The 21,656-nt window shown below is 59.4% G+C and carries 18 protein-coding genes; 5 read left to right on the top strand and 13 right to left on the bottom strand.

Annotated elements, in window-relative coordinates; genetic code table 11:
• Positions 1-213: 213 nt before the first annotated feature.
• The 3 genes from betA to betI all read right to left on the bottom strand — a co-directional run bounded on the left by betA (position 214) and on the right by betI (position 4,246).
• On the bottom strand, positions 214-1,917 hold the full coding sequence (gene betA / locus ACMXYI_RS04745) for a choline dehydrogenase (protein ID WP_415771924.1): 1,704 nt from the start codon (positions 1,915-1,917) through the stop codon (positions 214-216).
• 155 nt (positions 1,918-2,072) lie between these two features.
• Positions 2,073-3,545, bottom strand: a complete 1,473-nt coding sequence (betB, locus tag ACMXYI_RS04740; RefSeq protein WP_415771922.1) for a betaine-aldehyde dehydrogenase — start codon at positions 3,543-3,545, stop codon at positions 2,073-2,075.
• Positions 3,546-3,652: 107 nt separating this feature from the next.
• On the bottom strand, positions 3,653-4,246 hold the full coding sequence (betI, locus tag ACMXYI_RS04735) for a transcriptional regulator BetI (protein ID WP_033060362.1): 594 nt from the start codon (positions 4,244-4,246) through the stop codon (positions 3,653-3,655).
• A 379-nt stretch (positions 4,247-4,625) separates the two neighbouring features.
• On the opposite strand from betI, the gene ACMXYI_RS04730 reads away from it, so the two are divergent.
• Positions 4,626-6,575: a BCCT family transporter gene (locus ACMXYI_RS04730; protein WP_415773859.1), complete on the top strand. Its 1,950-nt coding sequence runs from the start codon at positions 4,626-4,628 to the stop codon at positions 6,573-6,575.
• A gap of 203 nt (positions 6,576-6,778) precedes the next feature.
• Here ACMXYI_RS04730 and choV read toward each other — a convergent pair whose 3' ends face one another.
• The 3 genes from choV to ACMXYI_RS04715 form a co-directional block, all read right to left on the bottom strand.
• Positions 6,779-7,957, bottom strand: coding sequence for a choline ABC transporter ATP-binding protein (gene choV, locus ACMXYI_RS04725; protein ID WP_415771920.1), 1,179 nt, complete (start codon positions 7,955-7,957; stop codon positions 6,779-6,781).
• Positions 7,954-8,799, bottom strand: coding sequence for a choline ABC transporter permease subunit (gene choW / locus ACMXYI_RS04720; protein ID WP_008151932.1), 846 nt, complete (start codon positions 8,797-8,799; stop codon positions 7,954-7,956). The genes choV and choW overlap by 4 nt, the downstream gene beginning before the upstream one ends.
• Positions 8,800-8,865: 66 nt before the next feature.
• Positions 8,866-9,813 (bottom strand): choline ABC transporter substrate-binding protein, encoded by a 948-nt coding sequence (locus tag ACMXYI_RS04715; protein WP_415771918.1) that lies wholly within the window; start codon positions 9,811-9,813, stop codon positions 8,866-8,868.
• Positions 9,814-10,248: 435 nt separating this feature from the next.
• Between ACMXYI_RS04715 and ACMXYI_RS04710 the strand changes: the two genes are divergently transcribed.
• Both ACMXYI_RS04710 and ACMXYI_RS04705 read left to right on the top strand, forming a co-directional pair.
• Entirely contained in the window at positions 10,249-11,625 is a 1,377-nt protein-coding gene (locus ACMXYI_RS04710) for an L-serine ammonia-lyase (RefSeq protein WP_415771916.1), read from the top strand.
• Positions 11,626-12,140: 515 nt separating this feature from the next.
• On the top strand, positions 12,141-13,244 hold the full coding sequence (locus ACMXYI_RS04705) for a GlxA family transcriptional regulator (RefSeq protein ID WP_201198415.1): 1,104 nt from the start codon (positions 12,141-12,143) through the stop codon (positions 13,242-13,244).
• A gap of 120 nt (positions 13,245-13,364) precedes the next feature.
• Here ACMXYI_RS04705 and ACMXYI_RS04700 read toward each other — a convergent pair whose 3' ends face one another.
• The 6 genes from ACMXYI_RS04700 to choX all read right to left on the bottom strand — a co-directional run bounded on the left by ACMXYI_RS04700 (position 13,365) and on the right by choX (position 18,584).
• Positions 13,365-13,628, bottom strand: coding sequence for a hypothetical protein (locus tag ACMXYI_RS04700; RefSeq protein WP_415771914.1), 264 nt, complete (start codon positions 13,626-13,628; stop codon positions 13,365-13,367).
• Between the two features lie 256 nt (positions 13,629-13,884).
• Positions 13,885-15,048 (bottom strand): gamma-butyrobetaine dioxygenase, encoded by a 1,164-nt coding sequence (locus tag ACMXYI_RS04695; protein WP_415771912.1) that lies wholly within the window; start codon positions 15,046-15,048, stop codon positions 13,885-13,887.
• A gap of 14 nt (positions 15,049-15,062) precedes the next feature.
• Entirely contained in the window at positions 15,063-15,539 is a 477-nt protein-coding gene (locus ACMXYI_RS04690; RefSeq protein ID WP_415771910.1) for a thioesterase family protein, read from the bottom strand.
• 144 nt (positions 15,540-15,683) lie between these two features.
• On the bottom strand, positions 15,684-16,649 hold the full coding sequence (locus ACMXYI_RS04685; protein WP_338920995.1) for an L-carnitine dehydrogenase: 966 nt from the start codon (positions 16,647-16,649) through the stop codon (positions 15,684-15,686).
• Between the two features lie 27 nt (positions 16,650-16,676).
• Positions 16,677-17,564: a 3-keto-5-aminohexanoate cleavage protein gene (locus tag ACMXYI_RS04680; RefSeq protein WP_140674841.1), complete on the bottom strand. Its 888-nt coding sequence runs from the start codon at positions 17,562-17,564 to the stop codon at positions 16,677-16,679.
• Positions 17,565-17,639: 75 nt separating this feature from the next.
• Positions 17,640-18,584 carry a choline ABC transporter substrate-binding protein gene (gene choX, locus ACMXYI_RS04675; RefSeq protein ID WP_415771907.1) on the bottom strand — a complete coding sequence of 315 codons (945 nt, stop codon included), beginning with the start codon at positions 18,582-18,584 and terminating at the stop codon, positions 17,640-17,642.
• A 209-nt stretch (positions 18,585-18,793) separates the two neighbouring features.
• On the opposite strand from choX, the gene ACMXYI_RS04670 reads away from it, so the two are divergent.
• Complete coding sequence (locus ACMXYI_RS04670) at positions 18,794-19,753, top strand: GlxA family transcriptional regulator (RefSeq protein WP_415771905.1); 960 nt, start codon at positions 18,794-18,796, stop codon at positions 19,751-19,753.
• Positions 19,754-19,890: 137 nt separating this feature from the next.
• On the opposite strand, the gene ACMXYI_RS04665 is transcribed toward ACMXYI_RS04670, so the two are convergent.
• Positions 19,891-20,307: a DUF3010 family protein gene (locus tag ACMXYI_RS04665; RefSeq protein ID WP_415771903.1), complete on the bottom strand. Its 417-nt coding sequence runs from the start codon at positions 20,305-20,307 to the stop codon at positions 19,891-19,893.
• Between the two features lie 248 nt (positions 20,308-20,555).
• Here ACMXYI_RS04665 and ACMXYI_RS04660 point away from each other — a divergent pair, with 248 nt between their 5' ends.
• Positions 20,556-21,527: a tyrosinase family protein gene (locus tag ACMXYI_RS04660; RefSeq protein WP_415771901.1), complete on the top strand. Its 972-nt coding sequence runs from the start codon at positions 20,556-20,558 to the stop codon at positions 21,525-21,527.
• Positions 21,528-21,656 lie beyond the last annotated feature (129 nt).

The raw sequence follows: 21,656 nt of genomic DNA, 5'->3' as shown, positions 1-21,656 counted from the left end.
GATTAGGCCTGCGTGGGGGGTAGGATCAAGCTTGGATCGGTGTAGGAAAAGGAATGCCGAGAGAGGTGTAGTGTTTGTTAAGGCCCCATCGTCGGAACGCCGCCCGGAGCAAGCTCGCTCCCACAGGCCGGGGTTGATCACAAATCTGTAATCCAACCGGAAACCTGTGGGAGCGAGCTTGCTCGCGATTGGCCGTGACGCGGTGTCGCTGACTTACTGAGCGGTAAGGCTCACATCACGCAACGGCTTGCCACGCACCGGCGCATCGCCGGCCACGAAGTAGGCGGCCTTGCTACGCGGCAACGGCTTGCGACCACGGATCTTGTCGGCGATTTTCTCGGCGATCATGATTGTTGGCGCGTTGAGGTTGCCGGTGGTGATGATCGGCATGATCGAGGCATCGACCACACGCAGGCTCTGCATGCCGTGCACACGACCTTCAGCGTCAACTACCGCCATTTCGTCGGTGCCCATCTTGCACGAGCAGGACGGGTGGAACGCGGTTTCGGCGTGTTCGCGGATGAACTTGTCCAACTGCTCATCAGTTTGCACGTCGATGCCCGGGCTGATTTCGCGGCCACGGAAAGCGTCCAGCGCAGGCTGTTGCATGATTTCACGGGTCAGGCGGATGCCGTCGCGGAATTCCTGCCAGTCCTGCTCGGTGGCCATGTAGTTGAACAGGATGCTCGGGTACTCGCGCGGATCCTTGGACTTGGCCTGAACACGACCACGGCTCGGCGAACGCATGGAGCCCATGTGCGCCTGGAAACCGTGCTCTTTCACACCGTTGCTGCCGTTGTAGTTAATCGCGACCGGCAGGAAGTGGTACTGGATGTTCGGCCAATCGAATTCCGGACGGGTACGAATGAAACCGCCGGCTTCGAACTGGTTGCTGGCGCCGATACCGGTGCCGTTGAACAGCCACTCGGCACCGATGGCCGGCTGGTTGTACCAGAGCAGCGACGGGTACAGCGAGACCGGTTGGGTGCACGCGTATTGCAGGTACAACTCGAGGTGATCCTGCAGGTTTTCACCCACGCCCGGCAGGTCGTGGACCACCGGGATGTCGAGTTTTTTCAGCAGCTCGGCCGGGCCGACGCCGGAGCGTTGCAGAATCTGCGGCGAAGCGATGGCGCCGGAGCACAGCAGCACTTCTTTGCGGGCGCGGGCTTCAACGCGCTCTTCAGCGGCGCCGATCAAGTAACGCACGCCGACCGCACGCTTGCCTTCGAACAGGATCTTGTCGGTCAGGGCGTGGGTGACGATGGTCAGGGTCGAGCGCTTCTTGGCGATGTCCAGGTAACCGCGAGCGGTGCTGGCGCGACGGCCGTTCGGCGTCACGGTGCGGTCCATCGGACCGAAACCTTCCTGCTGGTAACCGTTCAGGTCTTCGGTGCGCGGGTAACCGGCTTGTACGCCGGCTTCAACCATCGCGTTGAACAGCGGGTTGTTGCCGGCTTTTGGCGTGGTCACGCTGACCGGACCTTCGCCACCGTGATAGTCGTTCGGGCCGATGTCACGGGTTTCCGCCTTGCGGAAATACGGCAGGCAGTTCAAGTAGTCCCAGTCTTCAAGACCTGGCAGTTTGGCCCAGTTGTCGTAGTCCATCGCGTTGCCGCGGATGTAGCACATGCCGTTGATCAGCGAAGAACCACCCAGGCCCTTGCCGCGACCGCATTCCATCCGGCGACCGTCCATGTGTGGTTCTGGATCGGTTTCGTAGCCCCAGTTGTAGCGACGACCTTGCAGCGGGAACGCCAAAGCAGCCGGCATTTGCGTGCGGAAGTCTAAACGGTAGTCCGGGCCGCCTGCTTCAAGCAGCAGGACGGTGACGCCTTCGTCTTCAGTCAGACGGGTCGCCAGGGTGTTACCGGCCGAGCCGGCACCGATGATGATGTAATCGAATTCTTGGGACATTGAATGCACCCTCTTTGAAGTTGGTCAGGTCACCTGTAGCAGCTGCCGAGGCACGAGGCTGCGTTGGGTCGCGCAGCGACCCTCTGAGGGCGGTCCTGCGGACACGCAACGCAGCCTCGTGCCTCGGCAGCTGCTACAGGGTTTTCAGCCGGGGCTTAGAAAACCGAGGCGTAATCGCCCAGTTCGACCTGTACCGATTTGATGCGTGTGAAGTTGTTCAGCGAGCTGATGCCGTTCTCACGGCCCACGCCCGACTGCTTGTAGCCGCCAACCGGCATCTTGGCGTCGGATTCGCCCCAGGCGTTGATCCAGCAGATACCGGCTTCCAGTTGATGAATCACGCGGTGAGCGCGGTTCAGGTCCTTGGTGACAACGCCAGCGGCCAGGCCGAAGTCGGTGTCGTTGGCGCGACGGATCACTTCTTCTTCGGTTTCGTAAGTCAGGATGCTCATCACCGGGCCGAAGATTTCTTCGCGAACGATGGTCATCTCGTCGGTGCAGTCGGTGAACACGGTCGGTGCCACGAACGCGCCTTTGGCGAATTCGCCGTCGGTCAGACGGCTGCCGCCGCACAGGACGCGAGCGCCTTCTTCCTTACCTTTGGCGATGTAACCCAGCACGCTTTCCATGTGGGCGAAGCTGACCAGTGGGCCGAAGTTGGTGTTCTCGTCTTCCGGGTTGCCGACGCGGATGCGCGCAACGCGCTCAACGATCTTGGCTTCGAAAGCGGCTTTCAGGTGGCTCGGCACGAACACGCGAGTGCCGTTGGTGCAGACCTGACCGGAGCTGTAGAAGTTGGCCATCATGGCGGTGTCGGCGGCGCGATCGAGGTCGGCGTCGTCGAAGATGATCAGCGGGGATTTGCCGCCCAGTTCCATGGTCACGTCTTTCAGCGACGAGGCAGAAGCGCTGGCCATGACCTTCTTGCCGGTGTCGGTGCCGCCGGTGAAGGAGATTTTTTCGATGCGTGGGTGTTCGGTCAACCAGGTGCCGACTTCACGGCCGCTGCCGGTCAGTACGTTGAACACGCCAGCCGGAACGCCGGCTTCGGTGTAGATCTCGGCCAGTTTCAGCGTGGTCAGGGAAGTGACTTCGCTTGGCTTGAAGATCATCGCGTTACCGGCCGCCAGGGCAGGTGCGGATTTCCACAGGGCGATCTGGATCGGGTAGTTCCACGCGCCGATACCGGCCACGACGCCCAGCGGCTCGCGACGGGTGTAGACGAACGAAGTGGTGCGCAGCGGGATCTGCTCGCCTTCGATGGCCGGAACCAGGCCAGCGTAGTACTCCAGCACGTCAGCGCCGGTGACGATGTCGACGTACTTGGTTTCGGAGAACGACTTGCCGGTGTCCAGGGTTTCCAGGGCGGCCAGTTCATCGTTGCGCTCGCGCAGGATGTCAACGGCACGACGCAGGATGCGCGAACGCTCCATGGCGGTCATCGCAGCCCAGATTTTCTGGCCCTTTTCGGCGCTGACGACGGCGCGCTCAACGTCTTCTTTGGTCGCACGTTGTACGGTTGCGAGGACTTCACCGTTAGCCGGGTTGATGGCTTCGAAGGTGGCGTCGCTGCTGGCGTCGGAGTAGCCGCCATCGATGTAGAGTTTTTGCAGTTCGAAACGGGCCATAGTGTCCTCGCAAGTGCATAAGTGGTTGGCGTTGACCACTGGGCGTGCCTTATAGCTTGGGCAACGCTGGTCAGTGGCGGTTCAGGTGCTGAGCGGTTCTGTGTGCTCTAACTCACCTGCTTGGCCAGTTGGAAATCCATGTATTCGTAAGCGATCTGGTGCGCCTGCCCGGTGTCGAAAGCATCTCCCGACAGCGCGCCGCGCAACCACAAACCGTCAATGAGGGCTGCCAGGCCGCGGGCTGCACTGCGCGCGTCATCGAGCGGCAATACACGGCGGAACTGGCAGCACAGGTTGGAATACAGACGGTGATCGTTGATCCGCTGCAACCTGTGCAAAGACGGGTGGTGCATGCTGGTGGCCCAGAAGGCCAGCCAGGTTTTCATTGCCGGGCCATTGACCTGGCTGGCGTCGAAGTTGCCTTCGATAATCACCTGGAGGTGAGCCCGCGGGCTGCTGTCCTCCAGCGCCTGACGGCGCGCGGTGACGTTCTCGCTGAGGACACTCATCAGATACTGCGCGGTGGCCGCGATCAGGCCGTTCTTGTCCTGAAAATAGTGACTGATGATGCCATTCGAGACACCGGCCAAACGGGCGATCAGCGCAATGCTGGCGTCCCCCATTCCGACCTGATCTACCGCCTGCAATGTGGCTTCGATCAACTGCTGGCGGCGGATGGGTTGCATACCGACCTTGGGCATCTTGCACATCTCCTTAGGCCTTCCGGCGGACGTGAAACGTCTATCGGATTGAAGGCCAGTCTATTTTGTTTTGATTGAACGTTCAATCAACAAAGAATAAGATCTGCGACAATTCGTCGCTGCCTACAGGTTTTTCCTACATGTAGTTGGCGGAAAAACGACATCCAAAAACGCTCGAAACCCACGCGCACTGGCGCTCCCGGGCTTCGGGCTTTTTTCGGGGTGTCTTTATATCACCCGCCGGTCGGCTGCCAACTAACCGATTGGTCGGGTAACGCGTTGCCTTGTGTTCTTCTCTCGCACTGCCTGGAGCATCTGTGCCATGAGTTCTGCCTCTCTTATAAAGACCCCACCCGAGAAGGTGACGGTCAACGGTTGGGTGTTCTACACCTCTACCGCGTTGATCCTGTTGTTGACCGCCATTCTGATCATCGCCCCGCAAGAGGCCGGCAGATTGCTCGGTATTGCCCAGGCCTGGTTGTCCCGCAGCTTCGGCTGGTACTACATGGTGGTGATCGCCGCTTACCTGGTCTTCGTGGTCGGCCTGGCGTTTTCGTCCTACGGCAAGCTCAAGCTGGGCAGCAAGGACGACACCCCGGACTTCAGCTACGGCGCCTGGGCGGGGATGCTGTTCTCGTCGGGTATCGGCATTTCGCTGCTGTATTTCGGTGCTTCCGAGCCGCTGGACCACTACTTCAATCCGCCGGAAGGTGTGGCTGCCAGCAACATGGCCGCCCGTCAGGCCGTTCAGCTGACGTTCCTGCACTGGGGCCTGCATGGCTGGGCGATCTACGCATTGGTCGGCCTGGCCGTGGCCTATTTTGCTTACCGCCATAACCAGCCGCTGGCGTTGCGTTCGGCGCTGTATCCGCTGGTCGGCGAGCGTTGGGTCAAAGGCGCCGCCGGTCATGCGGTGGACGGCTTCGGCATGTTCGTGACCCTGCTGGGTCTGGTGACGAACCTGGGGATTGGTTCGCTGCAAGTGTCGTCGGGCCTTGAAAACCTGTTCGGCATGGAACACAGCAACACCAACTTGCTGATCGTGATCATCGTGATGAGCACCGTGGCGACCATCGCAGCTGTGTCCGGCGTGGAAAACGGCATCCGCCGTCTGTCCAACCTGAACATCGTGCTGTTCAGCGGCCTGCTGATTTTCGTGCTGTTGTTCGGCCCGACCCTGCACTTGCTCAACGGCTTCGTGCAAAACATCGGCGACTACCTGAACGGCGTGGTGCTGAAGACCTTCGACCTCTATGTGTACGAAGGCGACAGTGAGAAGTCTGACCGCTGGTTGGGCCTGTGGACCCTGTTCTACTGGGCCTGGTGGATTTCCTGGGCCCCATTCGTGGGTATGTTCATCGCGCGTATTTCCCGTGGTCGCACGGTGCGTGAGCTGGTGGCCGGCGTGTTGCTGATTCCACTGGGCTTCACCTTGGCGTGGCTGTCGATCTTCGGTAACTCGGCCCTGGACCTGGTGATGAACCATGGGGCGGTGGAGCTCGGCAAGACGGCGCTGCAACAGCCGTCGATGGCGATCTACCAACTGCTTGAGCACTACCCGGCGTCGAAAATCGTGATCGGCGTGTCGATCTTTGTCGGTTTCGTGCTGTTCCTGACCCCGGCGGATTCCGGTGCGGTGATGATGGCGAACCTTTCGTGCAAGGGAGGCAATGTCGACGAAGACGCCCCGCACTGGCTGCGGATCTTCTGGTCGGCGGTGATCACGCTGGTGACCATCGGCCTGCTGTTCGCCGGTAACTTCGAAGCCATGCAAACCATGGTGGTGCTGGCCGGTCTGCCGTTCTCGGTGGTGCTGGTGTTCTTCATGTTCGGCTTGCACAAGGCGATGCGCCAGGACGTGCAGATCGAACAGGAGCAAGCGGAGCTCGCAGCGCGTGGTCGTCGTGGTTTCAGCGAGCGTTTGACGCAGCTGGACTTGCAGCCGAATCAGTCGATTGTTCAGCGTTTCATGGACAAGCAAGTCAGCCCGGCGCTGGAAGAGGCCGTGGTGCAATTGCGTGGCAAGGGTCTGGACGTGCAAACGTTGCTGGGCAAGGCCAAGCGTTGCATGGGCCTGCGGATCGAGATGGAAGAGGGCAACCCTTTTGTCTACGAAGTGAGCCTGGACGGCTATCTGGCAGCGGCGAGCGACATGGTTTCGGCGGAAAGTGCTGATGAACCGCGTGCACGTTACTACCGCGCCGAGGTGTACCTGCATAACGGCAGCCAGGACTACGACTTGATGGGCTTCACTCAGGATCAGATCACCCGTGACGTGCTCGATCAGTTTGAAAGCCATCGGCAGCTCCTTGGCCGTGTCTATAGCTAAACGTTGAAGGGCGCGGTGCATCAGATGCACCGCGTCGTCTTCATCGCGGGCAAGCCCGCTCCCACAGGTTCTGTGAACGACACAGATCAAATGTGGGAGCGGGCTTGCCCGCGATGGGGCCATCAGCTTCAAAGCTGCTTGACCGGATATCTCGATAAACAAAAACGCCGCGATCCTCTCGCGGCGTTTTTGTGTGTGTTGCCTTAACCCAGATTCTTGCCGAGCAATGCGTGATACAGCTCGCTGTCACCCAGAATCCCGACAACTTTGTTGTTGTCGTGCAGCACCAGCTTATTACCCGTTTGATATCGAATCTGCAGCGCTTCGCGCATGCCGATGTTCGAATCCACTACCGTTGGCCGACGACCCAAGCCTTCAACCGCTTGACCCGGCACCCAGTTCTGCAGATCCAGGCTCGCGCCGTTCTGACGAGCGCCCTTGATGGTGTTGCCTTCCGCCAGGTCCAGCCACGAATCGCCGCCCGGATCCAGGCACACCGAACCGTTGATGCGTTTGCAGTTGTCGAGGGTGCGCATCAGGCTGCGACCGCACAGTACGTTCAGCGGGTTGGTGTGGGCCACGAAGGTCCGCACGTAATCGTCCGCAGGGTTCAACACGATCTCTTCCGGCACGCTGTACTGAACAATGCGACCGTCTTTCATGATTGCGATACGGCTGCCGAGCTTCAGGGCTTCATCGAGGTCGTGGCTCACGAACACGATGGTTTTGTTCAGCTTGCGTTGCAGTTCCAGCAGTTCGTCTTGCAGGCCTTGGCGGATCAGCGGGTCGAGTGCCGAGAACGGTTCGTCCATCAGCAGAATGTCGGCATCCATCGCCAGGGCACGGGCCAGGCCCACGCGTTGTTGCATGCCACCGGACAGTTCGTTGGGTTTCTTGTTGCGCCATTGGGTCAGGCCCACCAGCTCAAGCTTCTCATCCACCAGTTTGCGGCGTTCTTTCTCAGGGCGACCCTGCATTTCCAGACCGAAACTGATGTTCTCGCGCACCGTCAACCAAGGCATCAGGGCGAACTTCTGGAACACCATCGCAATGCGCTTGGTGCGCATCATTTTCAGTTCTGCCGGGGTGCAGGAGGCGATGTCGATCTGCTTGCCTTCGTGCTCGACGAACAGCTTGCCGCGGCTGACGGTGTTAAGACCGTTGATGCAGCGCAGCAGACTGGACTTGCCGGAGCCGGAAAGGCCCATCAGTACGCAGATTTCACCTTTTTCGACGTCCAGGCTGGCCTTTTCGACCCCAACGATCTGTCCGGTCTTTTTCAGGATCTCGTTACGGGTCATGCCTTGATCCAGCAGCTTGAGTGCCTCGCGTGGATCCTTGGAGAAGATTACGTCGACGTTATCGAAGCGAATAATGCTCATGCGTCACCCCCTACTTTGGCTTCGGGTTGTTTGCAGATACGGTCGAGCATGATCGCCAGCAGTACGATCGCCAGGCCTGCTTCGAAGCCCAGGGCGATATCAGCAGTGTTCAGTGCGTTGACCACGGGTTTGCCCAGGCCATCGGCGCCCACCAGTGCCGCGATCACCACCATCGACAACGACAGCATGATGCACTGGGTGATACCGGCCGCGATGCTTGGCATGGCGTGGGGCAGTTCGATTCGCGAGAGCAGCTGACGTCGCGAGCAGCCGAAGGCCTTGCCAGCGTCCATCAATTCTTCCGGGACATCGCGAATACCCAGGTAAGTCAGGCGGATAGGCGCGGCAATCGCGAACACCACCGTGGAGATCAGACCCGGGACCACACCCAGACCGAAGAGGGTCAGGGTAGGAATGAGGTACACGAAGGTCGGTACGGTCTGCATCAGATCGAGCACCGGACGCATCAGTGTGTAAAACATCGGTTTATGCGCGGCGACAATGCCCAACGGCACGCCGATGACCACGCAGACCAGGGTGGCGAACAACACCTGGGCAAGGGTTTCCATGGTTTCCTGCCAGTACCCCAGATTGAGGATCAGCAGGAAGGAGGCGATGACAAAAACGGTCAGGCCCCACTTTCGTTGAATGAAGTGTGCCAGTAGCGCGATGAGGCCGATCAATGCCAGCGGGTTGAACCAGGTCAGCGCAAAAGTCACGCCGTGGATCATCGTTTCCAGTGACACGGCGATTGCGTCGAAGGTGCTGGCGCCGTTTTGCGTCAACCATTCAACGAAGCCCGCGATGTACTGGCCTAAAGGTATTTTCTGATCAATCAGCATGGTAGTGAACGTCCGCATGCAAGGAAATAAACAGCCCGGGCGAGCGAACTCGCCCGGCGTAAGCGATTACTGCGCGAGCTTGGCTTTCACGGCCTCCAGGCCTGGTTTACCGTCAATGGTGGTCACGCCAGCGAGCCAGGTATCGAGGACCTGTGGATTCTTTTTCAGCCAGGCCTTGGCGGCCGCGTCAGGCTTCATTTTGTCGTCCAGGACGTTGCCCATCAGCGTGCTTTCCATGTCGAGGGTGAACACCAGGTTTTTCAGCAACTGGCCCACGTTGCTGCATTCCTGCGCGTAGCCCTTGCGGGTGTTGGTGAAGATGGTCGCCTGACCGAAGTTCGGGCCGAAATAGTCGTCGCCGCCGGTCAGGTACTTCATCTTGAAACGCGTGTTCATCGGGTGTGGTTCCCAGCCCAGGAACACCACGGCGGTGTTGCGGCGCTGGGCGCGATCGACTTGCGAGAGCATGCCTGCCTCGCTGGACTCGACCACCTTGAAGCCGGCGTCTTTCAAGCCGAAGGCGTTCTTGTCGATCATGCTCTGGATCAGGCGGTTGCCGTCGTTGCCTGGTTCGATGCCGTAGATCTTGCCGTCGAGTTCTTTCTTGAACTTGGCGATGTCGGCGAAATCTTTCAGACCCTTGTTATACAACTCTTCGGGCACGGCGAGTGTGTATTTTGCGTTTTCCAGGTTGGCGCGCAGGGTGTCCACGGTACCGGCATCGCGGTAGGCCTTGATGTCGTTTTCCATGGTTGGCATCCAGTTACCCAGGAATACGTCCATGTTCTTGCCGTCGGCCAGGGACTTGTAGGTCACCGGAACGGAAATCATCGTGGTTTTGGTCTTGTAGCCGAGCGCATCGAGAACGACGCTGGTGGTGGCGGTGGTGACGGTAATGTCAGTCCAGCCGACATCGGAGAAGTTTACGGTGCTGCACTGAGCGGGTTCTGCAGCTTGAGCCAGTAACGGCAGACTCAGCATGGCGGCCAACAACAACGACGGGGAACCTTTCATGGATGGACTCCTTGGTGTTTTTTTTGGCAGTGTTCCGACTGGACCACCGCACTTATAGGTTGCGGTTGGATGGCGTTTTGGAGACATCTCTACCACGGCGCCTTGCAATCGAGTCGATACGATCATGTACCAGTGAAAATCTGACGCCTACAGGGTGCGTCGTAACCAGTACAGGGATGGTCGCATCCAGTGTCGGTGACGTCGTTTACAGCTTTTTTCAGCCCCGTTTGACCCTCTGATCCGCAAAAAAACGGCGAAAACGCAGCGTCAAAGCCTCGCGGCGTTGGTGGGCATGAGTGCGTCGGTGTGAGACGTCGAACGACATGACAAAAGCCTGATGATGCGGCCATCTCGGCGGATTGCAGCTTGAGCGTAGCAGCTCCGTCACTGGGCGCTTTTGCGTCTGGAGTTGGCACATCCAGGAGTTCGGCAGTAATGGCTATCAGTGTTTTCGACCTGTTCAAAATCGGCATCGGCCCTTCCAGTTCGCACACCGTGGGACCTATGCGGGCCGCGGCGTTGTTCGTGCAAGGTTTGCGTGAGCAGGGTCTTTTGGAACAAGTACGGCGCGTCGAAGTTCAGCTTTATGGTTCGTTGTCGGCCACCGGAATCGGTCACGGCAGCGACAATGCAGTGATCATGGGCCTGATGGGCGAGTGGCCGGACGCGATCGATCCGTCGCAAATCGGCATTCGCATCGAAACCCTGCGTGAAACCCACACGCTGTTGCTCGACGGTCGTTTGTCGGTCCCGTTCATCTGGGCCCGGGACATGCGCCTGATCGACGAGAACCTGCCATTCCACCCCAACGCCATGACGCTGATCGTTGAAGGTGATGACGGTGAGCTGCATCGCGACACCTACTATTCCATCGGCGGCGGTTTTGTCGTCGATGAGGCACAGGCTTCAAGCGGCGTGGTCGATCTGGACCGCACCGTGCTGCCGTACGATTTCTCCAGCGCCGTCGAACTGCTCAGCCTCTGCAAGCAGCACAACTTGCGCGTTGCAGAGTTGATGATGGCCAACGAGAAAGTCTGGCGCAGCGAAGAGGAAATCCGCGCCGGCCTGATGACACTCTGGCGCGCCATGCAGGATTGCGTCGAACAAGGCCTCAAGCACGAAGGCATCTTGCCCGGCGGCCTGAATGTGCGTCGTCGCGCGGCCAAACTGCACCGCAGCCTGCAAGAGCTGAACAAGCCCAATGTGATCGGCTCGACCTTGAGCGCCATGGAGTGGGTCAACCTGTTCGCCCTGGCGGTCAACGAAGAAAACGCCGCTGGCGGGCGCATGGTCACGGCACCGACCAATGGTGCGGCGGGGATCATTCCGGCGGTGCTGCACTACTTTATGAAGTTCAGCGAGGTGGTGACTGACGCCAACGTCGTCGACTATTTCCTCAGTGCGGCGGCGGTCGGGATTCTGTGCAAGAAGAACGCTTCGATTTCCGGTGCCGAAGTCGGTTGCCAGGGCGAAGTCGGTTCGGCCTGCGCCATGGCGGCGGCCGGGCTGGCGGAGATTCTGGGTGCGACACCGGAGCAGCTGTGTAACGCGGCGGAAATCGGTCTGGAACATAACCTCGGCCTGACCTGCGACCCGGTGGGCGGATTGGTGCAAGTGCCGTGCATCGAGCGCAATGCGATTGCTGCGGTGAAGGCGATCAACGCGGCGCAGATGGCGCTGCGTGGCGACGGTCAGCACTTTATCTCGCTGGATCGGGTGATCCGCACAATGCGTGATACCGGTGCCGACATGCATGACAAATATAAAGAGACATCGCGCGGTGGATTGGCGGTTAGCGCGGTTGAGTGCTGATACCGAGTTGACCCCGTTCGCGGGCAAGCCTCGCTCCTACAGAATCACGCGATCCCTGTAGGAGCGAGGCTTGCCCGCGAAGGCGTCAGACCAGTCAAAACTGCGCGGTAAGTGAACACAGGAATCAAAACGCGCCACGTTTTGGCGCGTCGCTTACAGATAAGCGACTTGTCCCAGATCCGGGATCCAAGTTGGCCATTACCGCCTGTCACCCGTGCTTGTGGTGACACTCTTCCTCAGTGCGTCGCAGCCCTGTTCCCACAAGTGCTACCGATTTGCTCACACGTAACGGGGCAGAGCGCTTGCTGCCATTGATGGCACTTATACCCCCCACTCCACGCGAGTCATATTTAGACACATTCCGACGTCGTTTTCAGGAGTTATTGAACGGCCATTCAACTTTAGGCATGGCATTTGCTCTGTCATTACAAAGCCCGTCTCCCACGCGAGAACGATGGCAATAACAAGAGCCTCCGCCTGAGGCCATCACCCGCTTTGTGTGAGGAGATACCGCGATGACGACGTTCAACTCCGGGGCCCAACCCCAGAACCGTGCGCCTCAATCCATCGGCTTTTTGCTGCTGGACAATTTCACGCTTATTTCTTTGGCCTCCGCAGTAGAACCCCTGCGCATGGCCAACCAATTGTCCGGCCGCGAGCTGTATCGCTGGACCACACTCACCGTCGACGGTGGTCAGGTCTGGGCCAGTGACGGTCTGCAGATCACTCCCGACTGCTCCATGCACAAAGCCCCTGCCCTGGACACCATCATTGTCTGCGGCGGTATCGGCATCCAGCGCACTGTTACCCGTGAACACGTTTCGTGGCTGCAAAGCCAGGCGCGTCAGTCGCGCCGTCTCGGTGCAGTCTGCACCGGCAGCTGGGCCCTGGCGTGCGCCGGCCTGCTGGACGGTTTCGATTGCAGCGTGCACTGGGAATGTCTGGCCTCGATGCAGGAAGCTTTCCCGCGTGTGGCCATGAGTACGCGTCTGTTCACCCTCGACCGTAACCGTTTCACCAGCTCCGGTGGCACCGCGCCGCTGGACATGATGCTGCACCTGATCAGCCGCGATCATGGCCGTGAACTGTCGGCCGCGATTTCGGAAATGTTTGTCTACGAACGCATCCGCAACGAGCAGGATCACCAGCGTGTGCCGCTCAAGCACATGCTCGGCACCAACCAGCCGAAGTTGCAGGAAATCGTCGCGCTGATGGAGGCCAACCTGGAAGAGCCGATCGACCTCGATGAGCTGGCGGTGTATGTCGCCGTGTCCCGTCGTCAGCTGGAGCGGCTGTTCCAGAAATACCTGCACTGCTCGCCGTCGCGTTACTACCTGAAACTGCGCTTGATCCGCGCCCGGCAGCTGCTCAAGCAAACGCCGATGTCGATCATCGAAGTGGCGTCGGTGTGTGGCTTCGTGTCCACGCCGCACTTCTCCAAGTGCTACCGCGAATACTTCGGCATTCCTCCGCGTGACGAACGCGTAGGTTCCAACACCACGCAACAAGTGGCGATGATGCCGCTGCCGCAAGCGCTGGTGTTGTCACCGTTGTCCGGGCCGTTGTCGGCGTTGAGTCAGGCGCGCAATGAGTCGACGTTTGCCAGCGTAAGGCTCTAATGCTCTGATCGTTCCCACGCTCTGCGTGGGAATGCCTCAATGGACGCTCTGCGTCCGCTTCGGCAGGGACGCGGAGCGTCCCGGGCTGCATTCCCACGCAGAGCGTGGGAACGATCACTATCAGGCGCTACGGCTCTGCTGATATTCCGCCAACGCGGGCAGCAATTGCCTATCAATGGCCTGGCGCACCGCCGGCAGAATGGTCGCGCTACTGGTGTACATCTGCTTGACCATGGTCCGCAGGACTATCGCCCGTTCATCGTTCAAGCCTCGCACCGCGCACTCGCAAGCTTGCTCGGCGGTGGCGCCGTTCGGTACTTGAAAACCCAACGATTTCAGCTGGCCCAACAGGTCTTCCTGGTCAATCAAATCGGCGTGCATCATGACGCAATCCTTCTTCAGGGAACGGTGTCGTGGCTCGATTCTCGTAGGGGTACGGAGTGGCGGCAAGGACGATTTGTCGCAATGGCCGCAATACCTATGAACAGGTCGTTTTCGGCTAACTTGCCGCGGATGGGAGTGGGCACACTGGGGTCAGCTGGCTTCACGAAGGTTTGGTCACCCTCGCGCAACGGCTCCTCAACAGTACCTTCTGCCCCGATCCTGTCACGGCTTGATCGGGGCTTTTTTTGGCTGAGGTTTAACGCTGCAGGACAAGGATGCGCGACAGCAATTCATCGCGGTCGACATAGCAACCCTGGAAGTGCCGGGCGCCGGTGGCGGGGTCGAAGGCGTTGCGGGCGTGGAGGGTGCGGCGGTTGTCGAAACACCACATTTCGCCGGGATTCAGCCGCGTCATCACGCGGAATCGCGTTTCTCGGGTCATCGCAATAAAGCGGCGGTAGGCGTGATAGAGAGCGGGCATCTGCTCGGCCGACGCATCGAACGGCCCACGCAGAAAATTCGCCATGCGGATTTCCGAAACCTGCCCAAAGGCATCCAGCGCGATGATCGGCGCGAGACGGCGGTAGTCGCTGTGGCGGTCTTTGTTGCGGAACTCCACAGGGATTTCGCAAAGGCTTTTAAACGCTTCGGGATCTTCCTGACGCAAGGCTTCGGCAATGGCAAAACCGTCGACGAAAATACTCTCGCCACCGTCGGCGTCATTGACCAGGCAATGCAGAAATTGCAGTCCCGGTTGCAACTCCCGGGTCGGCAAATCGCTGTGCAGCGGCAGGTTGAAAGCGGTGTAGGCATTGCTGTCGGCATCGGCCTTGGATTGCACGTTGAACAGCACGCCAAAATTGCTCTCGCGGATGAAGGAAATCCGCTGGGCAATCAACTTCAACGAGCCCGGCTCGGTGGGCACGCCGCGGACCTGGGTCAGGCCGATATCGCGCACGGCCAGCAGCCATTGCAGCAAGGCATCGTTGTCGTTCATCAACGCCTGGTAGTCGAACACCGGCAGCTTCAGGTCGCTGTTCCAGAGCTGGCTTTTCGGCTTGGCAGCCCGGCGTTCGGCGCGGGACTCATCGTCGTAGGCGTGGGCCCGTAACCAGCCTGGATTGAAGCGGCTGAGATGGCCGTCCTGCCAGTCGACACGCAGGCAGCCTTCGGTATCAATGCTGACGTCCGAGGGCTTCAGGTTTTCGGCGACGTCGACGATTTCCAGCACTTGCTCGCGGGTCACGGTGTAGACGCACAGCGGGCACGGACAGTTGTCCCGCAACCACTGATGATGAAACGGGCTGACACGGTCATCGGCCCACTTCACTTGAATTCGGTCCGCCAGGGTGTGTACGGCGGTCAACGCACTGATCAACGGGTAGGTACGGAAGTCGGCAAAAGCGGCGGCGGTGTTCAATGGCGATCTCCTTGTTATTTTTTAGGGGGTAACGCGATCACTCGGCCAATGTAGGCAGGGGCGGGCAGGTCGGCTTGCTCGGCGACGATGGCTTGCAGCTTGCTCAAGGTGTCTTCGCTGAACGGTGCGGAGCGCGGCCCGGCGAGGTCGACGTGCAGCAGCATTTGCTCGTTACCCGCCAGCTCCTTGTCATCGCCTACCAAATGCAGGCTGTGATAGAGGTGCAGGCGTTTGCTGTCGTGGCCGATGATTTGGGTGTGCACTTCGACGTCGGCGTCGAGCTTCACTTCGTGCAGGTAATTGAGGTGCAGTTCGAGGGTGAACAGCGAGTTGCCGCTGGCTTCGCGGTTGTTGCTGTCCATGCCCAGACGATCCATCAGCGCGTCGGTGGCGTAGCTGAAGATGAGCAGGTAGAAGGCGTCGCGCAGGTGGCCGTTGTAGTCGACCCAGTCGGGGATGATTTTGGTTTTGTAGGTGGTGAGGATGGGCATGATTGGGGTTCCGGCAGGTGGGTATATGATCGTTCCCACGCTCCGCGTGGGAACGCAGCCCGGGACGCTCCGCGTCCCAAAGCGGACGCAGAGCGTCCATTGAGGCATTCCCACGCAGAGCGTGGGAACGATCAGTGCAAGGGGTTATTCGCTGAACGCCATCCCATGCTTCTCTTTGGTGGTCTTCACCGCCTCCAGCACCGCCAGCAAGCAATCATCACGATAGCGCTCCAGCGCCGAAATACTGTGTGTGCCCAACTGATCACTGGTGCCATCCACCACATCATCAATCAACTTGTCCGTCAGCTCCGGCGCCGGCAAATAAGTCCACGGCAACTGCAACGCCGGCCCGAATTGCGCCATGAAGTGGCGCATGCCCGCATCGCCACCCGCCAGGGTGTAGGTCAAGAACGTGCCCATGAACGACCAGCGCAGACCCGCGCCAAAACGAATTGCGTCGTCGATTTCACCGGTAGTCGCCACACCGTCGTTGACCAGGTGCAGCGCTTCACGCCACAGCGCTTCGAGCAAGCGGTCGGCGATAAAACCGGGTACTTCCTTGCGCACATGCAGCGGACGCATGCCCAAGGATTCATAGACTTTCATTGCCGCTTGAACGGCTTCCGGGGCGGTGTTTTTGCCGCCAACCACTTCCACCAGGGGCAGCAGGTAAACCGGGTTGAACGGGTGCCCGACGACGCAGCGTTCCGGGTGCGTCGAGCTCTCATAGAACTCGCTCGGCAACAGGCCGGAAGTACTGGAGCCGATCAAGGCATTGGGCTTGGCCGCCGCGCTGATTTTGCTGTGCAGTTCCAGTTTCAGGTCCAGACGCTCAGGGGCGCTTTCCTGAATGAAATCCGCGTCGCGAACGCATTCTTCAATGGTGGCGACAAAGCGCAACCGATCCTGCGATGCACCCGGCGCAAGGCCCTGTTTCTCCAAAGCACCCCAGGCATTGGCGACGCGTTTACGCAGCGCGGCTTCGGCACCGGGCGCCGGGTCCCAGGCCACCACGTCGAGGCCGTGGGCGAGGGCGCGGGACACCCAACCGCTGCCGATGACACCGCTGCCCAGGGCTGCGAAGGTTTTGATTTCAGTGATAAAAGTCATGGCAATTCCAGAATTTGAAAAGGTCGATTAGCCGCGCTTGGTCAGGCCCATTTTTGCCCGGCCTTCAGCCGGTGTCAGAACACGGGCGCCGAGACGGCTGAGGATTTCCGAGGCGCGTTCGACCAGTTGGCCGTTGGTCGCCAATACGCCCTTGTCCAGCCAGATGTTGTCTTCCAGACCGACCCGCACGTTGCCACCGAGCAGCACCGCTTGCGCGGCCATCGGCATTTGCATGCGACCGATGCCGAAACCGGCCCAGACCGCATTGGCAGGCAGGTTGTCGACCATGGCTTTCATGGTGGTGGTATCGGCCGGCGCGCCCCACGGGATGCCCAGGCACAGTTGGAACAGCGGGTCATCGAGCAACCCTTCCTTGATCATCTGCTTGGCGAACCACAGGTGACCGGTGTCGAAAATTTCCAGCTCGGCTTTCACGCCCAGCTCTTGAATGCGTTTGGCGCCAGCGCGTAGCTGGGCCGGGGTGGACACGTAAATGGTGTCGCCGTCGCCGAAGTTAAGGGTGCCGCAATCGAGGGTGCAGATTTCCGGCAGCAGCTCTTCAACGTGCGCCAGACGGGTCAGCGGGCCGACCAGGTCGGTGTTCGGGCCGAACTCCATCGGGTTCTCGCCCGCGCCGATTTCCAGGTCGCCGCCCATGCCGGCGGTGAGGTTGACGATGATGTCGACGTCCGCCTCGCGGATGCGCTCCATCACTTCGCGATACAGCGCGACGTCGCGGCTGAATTTGCCGGTTTCGGGGTTACGAACGTGGCAGTGAACGACAGTGGCGCCGGCCTTGGCGGCTTCCACGGCGGCAGCGGCGATTTGTTTCGGGGTGACCGGCACGTGTGGGCTTTTGCTGGTCGTGTCGCCAGCACCGGTGAGTGCGCAGGTGATGATGACGTCGTGGTTCATGAGGCGGGTTCCTTGCAGGCGTGATTAGTCGATTCGCAGCCCTTGTCGGGCTGCGAGTCGGTGGTTCAATCGGGTTTATTTAGTGGTCAGTTGCAGGTTTTCAGCAGCGGGTTTGCCATCGAAGGTGGTCACGCCTTCGAGCCAGCGTTGCTTGTCTTGCGGGTGATCTTTCAGCCATTGCTTGGCCGACTCGAAAGCGTCCTTGTGATCCAGCAGCGGCTGCATCATCCGGCTCTCGTCTTCGGCGGTGTAGGTCAGGTTGCTTAGCAAACGACCGATGTTCGGGCATTGCTCGGCGTATTTTGGCGCGGTGACGGTCCAGACGGTGGCCATGCCTTCGTTCGGGCCCAGAGCGTCGTCGCTGCCGGTGAGGTAAGTCATTTGCACGTTGACGTTCATCGGGTGCGGCGCCCAGCCGAAGAACACCACGGCCTCTTTGCGTCGCACGGCGCGATCCACCGCCGCGAGCATGCCGGCCTCACTGGACTCGACCAACTGGAACTTGCCGAGGCCAAACTGGTTCTTGGCGATCATCGCCTTGATCTGGGTATTGGCGCCCGAACCGGGCTCGATGCCGTAGATCTTGCCGCCCAGTTCCTTTTCAAACTTGGCGATGTCGGCAAAGGTTTTCAGGCCCTTGTCGGCGAGGTATGTCGGTACCGCGAGCGTGGCGCGGGCGTCTTTCAGGCTTGGCGCCTCAAGCACCTTGACCTGATTGGCCGCTACGAACGGGGTGATGGTCTGGGTCATCAGCGGATTCCAGTAGCCCAGGAACAAGTCCAGGCGCTGGTCGCGGATCCCGGCGAAGATGATTTGCTGGGAAGCGCTGGTTTGTTTGGTGTTGTAGCCGAGGCCATCGAGCAGGACTTGGGTCATGGCACTGGTGGCGATCACGTCGGTCCAGTTCACGACGCCCATGCGTACGTTCTGGCATGAAGCAGGTTCGGCCGCCATGACGCTGGCGCTCAGGAAAGCGGTACCGCTGAGTGCAAGAACACAGCTGCTGATCAGTCGTTTCATCTCAGGTTCCTCGGCAGGTCATTATTGTGGGTCCGGTCGTCTTTGTGCGCCGGTGATGCCAAGTTACGCAGCTTGAGGCCCGCTAAAGCGCACTGCGGCGACCAGCTCTTGCACTGCAGCGACCTGCACTCTTGAATGCCATCGACAAGTGGCGTATCAACGTCCACACGCTTCCCGCCCTCTCGTTACCTGCCAGTCGAGTGCGCTCCATGTCCCAGGATTTCTACTTCTTGTTGATGCCGGGTTTCTCGGCCATCGGTTTCATCTCGGCCATCGAGCCGCTGCGGGTCGCCAATCGCTTTCGTGGCGAGCTCTACCGCTGGCATGTGCTCAGCGCGGACGGTGGGGCGGTGCTGGCCAGCAATGGCATGTCGGTCAACGCCGATGCGGCGCTGGAACCGCTGAAAAAAGGGGCGACCTTATTGGTGATCGCGGGCTTCGAACCGCTGAAATTCGCCACGCCCGCGCTGGAGCACTGGCTGCGCCGCCTGGACAACGAAGGCGTGACCCTCGGCGCCATCGATACCGGCAGTTTCGTCCTCGCCGAAGCCGGCCTGCTCGACGGCCATCGCCTGACCCTGCACTGGGAAGCCATCGACGCGTTCAAGGAATCTTATCCACAGCTCAGCGTCACCCAGGAGCTGTTCGAGATTGACCGCCGACGCATTACCTCCGCCGGTGGCACCGCTTCCATCGACCTGATGCTCGACCTCATCAGCCAGGCCCACGGCCCGGAACTGGCGATTCAGGTCAGCGAACAATTTGTACTCGGCCGCATCCGCCCGCGCAAAGACCACCAGCGCATGGAAGTCGCCACGCGTTATGGCATCAGCAATAAGAAACTGGTGCATGTGATTGGAGAGATGGAGCAGCACAGCGAACCGCCGCTGAGCACGCTGGAACTGGCCGAATCGATCAAGGTGACGCGCCGGCAGTTGGAGCGATTGTTTCGGCTGCATTTGCACGACACGCCGAGCAATTTCTACCTGCGTTTGAGGCTGGAGAAGGCACGACAGTTATTGCGACAAACGGATATGAGTGTGCTGGAAGTGAGTATTGCGTGCGGGTTTGAATCGCCGTCGTATTTCACCCGAAGCTATCGGGCGCGGTTTGAACGGTGTCCGCGTGAAGACCGCCGGCGGTTGGGGGATGGTCGGGAACTGGTCTAAGCGCAGATTTCGACAGCAATAGAAAACCCTGTGGGAGCGAGCTTGCTCGCGATGGCGTCGCAACAGTCAGCATCTATGTGTCTGATACACCGCTATCGCGAGCAAGCTCGCTCCCACATTTTGTTCCGCGCTCGCTTTTACTTCTTCATCAGCGCCGAGCAGGCCGCTTTAAACGCTTCATGCTGATACTTGTTCAGCGTATCCGGCAGTGCAAAGTCGAACTTCTTGTTCTGCGCATTGATGGTCTGTGGCGACAACAGCGTAACCTCGCAATTTTCCAGCAACTGGAAAACTCCCTCGATCTTGAACGTGGTCGGCCCACCGGCGAATTCGCCTTTCTTGCTGCGCTTCTTGATCGCAATCCGGTCGATGGAGTTCTCGCGTACAAACGACGCTACCTGAGCGGCAAAAACTTTCACATTCGCCGCTTCATCGTCATCGTCGAGAGCAATTTTCTTGATGTTCCGCGCGACGTGGCTCAGCACCTGGTCGTCGAGGGAGGCCACGGCAATAATCGCTTCGCTGCCTTTGATTTCGATGCCGCAGATTTTCATGAGCGTATGACCCTGTGAGCGAACCGGTTTGGTCGTGGATGTTGACTTACTTGAGGTAGGAAGTCATCCAGACACGGGGTGGCTCAGCCGTTTGACAGGCAGTAACCGTCCATCGGAAACGGCGTTCGGCCTGTCATTTATGACAGTAGACACCGCTCAGCATCCAGCCTAGGTTTTGTCGGCGGATGACTGAGTAGGTACCTGGTTTGGGGCACTCAGTCCGTTACCCCTCTCAAGGACGTGTCCAAATGAAACTTCGGAAGAATATTCGTTCGCTGACAGATATTGAAAAGACAAAATTTATCGACGCCTGCCTCCAGCTCAAGCTCTCGGGGCAATACGACCGATATGTGCATCAACATCACCATGTGATGGTGCCCACCGTTCTGCCCCATGAGCCACACGACCCCAACTACAGAAACGGCGCACATCGGGGGCCTTCATTCCTGCCGTGGCATCGAGCGTTTTTGCTTCAATTTGAAGCTGACCTTCAAGCCATCGACCCCTCGATCACCATTCCCTACTGGAACTGGACCCAAGACTCTGCCGATCCGCATAACTCCCCGGTGTGGGCAGACAACTTCATGGGCGGCAATGGTGTGGAGGGTGATGACTGGAGGGTGGCGAGTGGTCCTTTTGCGTACAAGAACGGGCGATGGCCAGTTCCGTCATATCCGGATGACGGTCTGCCGGGGCCAGGTTTGAAGCGTCAGTTCGGTCTCGTTGTCGACTCGCTTCCCACGCCTGAGGATTTGCAGATGGCGATGCGCGAAAGTCTGTATGACACACCGCCGTATGACTCCAGCCATTGCGTGCGCGGTTTCAGAAACCGTCTGGAGGGCTGGATCACGCAGCGAGGCGATCCTCAGGTCAAAACCTCGAGTTCCCAGTTGCACAATCGGGTTCATCTTTGGATCGGTGGCAACATGTTGCCGATGACTTCTCCGGACGATCCGGTTTTTTTTCTCCACCACTGTTTCATTGATAAGGTTTGGGCCGACTGGCAGAAAAAGATGGGCGTAGTTAACCCGCAATGGGCTCCCCATTACGCCCCTTTACGGGATGGACCGACAGGCCACAACTACCCTGATGTGCTCAAGCCCTGGACGTTGAAGATCAGTGAAGTCATGGATATTGCTGCATTGGATTATGAATACGAACAGCCGCCAAGCCTGACGGTGGTTCGGGAGCGACTCAACAAATCACCTTTCATTGAGTGACGACAGGTTCAGACCAGGCTGCCTGATGTACTGCCTTGTTTCATCCCGTTCTGAACAAGCAGGCTCAGGCACGCCGCCAATAGCGCCAAGGCGTTCCCCGATTTTTCTTACAGTGCATACAGCGTGAGC

The organism is Pseudomonas lyxosi (genome assembly GCF_047758685.1).
GTDB lineage: Bacteria > Pseudomonadota > Gammaproteobacteria > Pseudomonadales > Pseudomonadaceae > Aquipseudomonas > Aquipseudomonas lyxosi.
This window is presented reverse-complemented; position numbering and strand designations above follow the sequence as displayed.

Coding starts and splice junctions, on each gene's coding strand:
- betA (WP_415771924.1), bottom strand. CDS start 1,917: ATGTCCCAAGAATTCGATTACATCATCATCGGTGCCGGCTCGGCCGGT.
- betB (WP_415771922.1), bottom strand. CDS start 3,545: ATGGCCCGTTTCGAACTGCAAAAACTCTACATCGATGGCGGCTACTCC.
- betI (WP_033060362.1), bottom strand. CDS start 4,246: ATGCCCAAGGTCGGTATGCAACCCATCCGCCGCCAGCAGTTGATCGAA.
- choV (WP_415771920.1), bottom strand. CDS start 7,957: ATGAGCATTATTCGCTTCGATAACGTCGACGTAATCTTCTCCAAGGAT.
- choW (WP_008151932.1), bottom strand. CDS start 8,799: ATGCTGATTGATCAGAAAATACCTTTAGGCCAGTACATCGCGGGCTTC.
- ACMXYI_RS04715 (WP_415771918.1), bottom strand. CDS start 9,813: ATGAAAGGTTCCCCGTCGTTGTTGTTGGCCGCCATGCTGAGTCTGCCG.
- ACMXYI_RS04710 (WP_415771916.1), top strand. CDS start 10,249: ATGGCTATCAGTGTTTTCGACCTGTTCAAAATCGGCATCGGCCCTTCC.
- ACMXYI_RS04705 (WP_201198415.1), top strand. CDS start 12,141: ATGACGACGTTCAACTCCGGGGCCCAACCCCAGAACCGTGCGCCTCAA.
- ACMXYI_RS04700 (WP_415771914.1), bottom strand. CDS start 13,628: ATGATGCACGCCGATTTGATTGACCAGGAAGACCTGTTGGGCCAGCTG.
- ACMXYI_RS04690 (WP_415771910.1), bottom strand. CDS start 15,539: ATGCCCATCCTCACCACCTACAAAACCAAAATCATCCCCGACTGGGTC.
- ACMXYI_RS04685 (WP_338920995.1), bottom strand. CDS start 16,649: ATGACTTTTATCACTGAAATCAAAACCTTCGCAGCCCTGGGCAGCGGT.
- ACMXYI_RS04680 (WP_140674841.1), bottom strand. CDS start 17,564: ATGAACCACGACGTCATCATCACCTGCGCACTCACCGGTGCTGGCGAC.
- choX (WP_415771907.1), bottom strand. CDS start 18,584: ATGAAACGACTGATCAGCAGCTGTGTTCTTGCACTCAGCGGTACCGCT.
- ACMXYI_RS04670 (WP_415771905.1), top strand. CDS start 18,794: ATGTCCCAGGATTTCTACTTCTTGTTGATGCCGGGTTTCTCGGCCATC.
- ACMXYI_RS04665 (WP_415771903.1), bottom strand. CDS start 20,307: ATGAAAATCTGCGGCATCGAAATCAAAGGCAGCGAAGCGATTATTGCC.
- ACMXYI_RS04660 (WP_415771901.1), top strand. CDS start 20,556: ATGAAACTTCGGAAGAATATTCGTTCGCTGACAGATATTGAAAAGACA.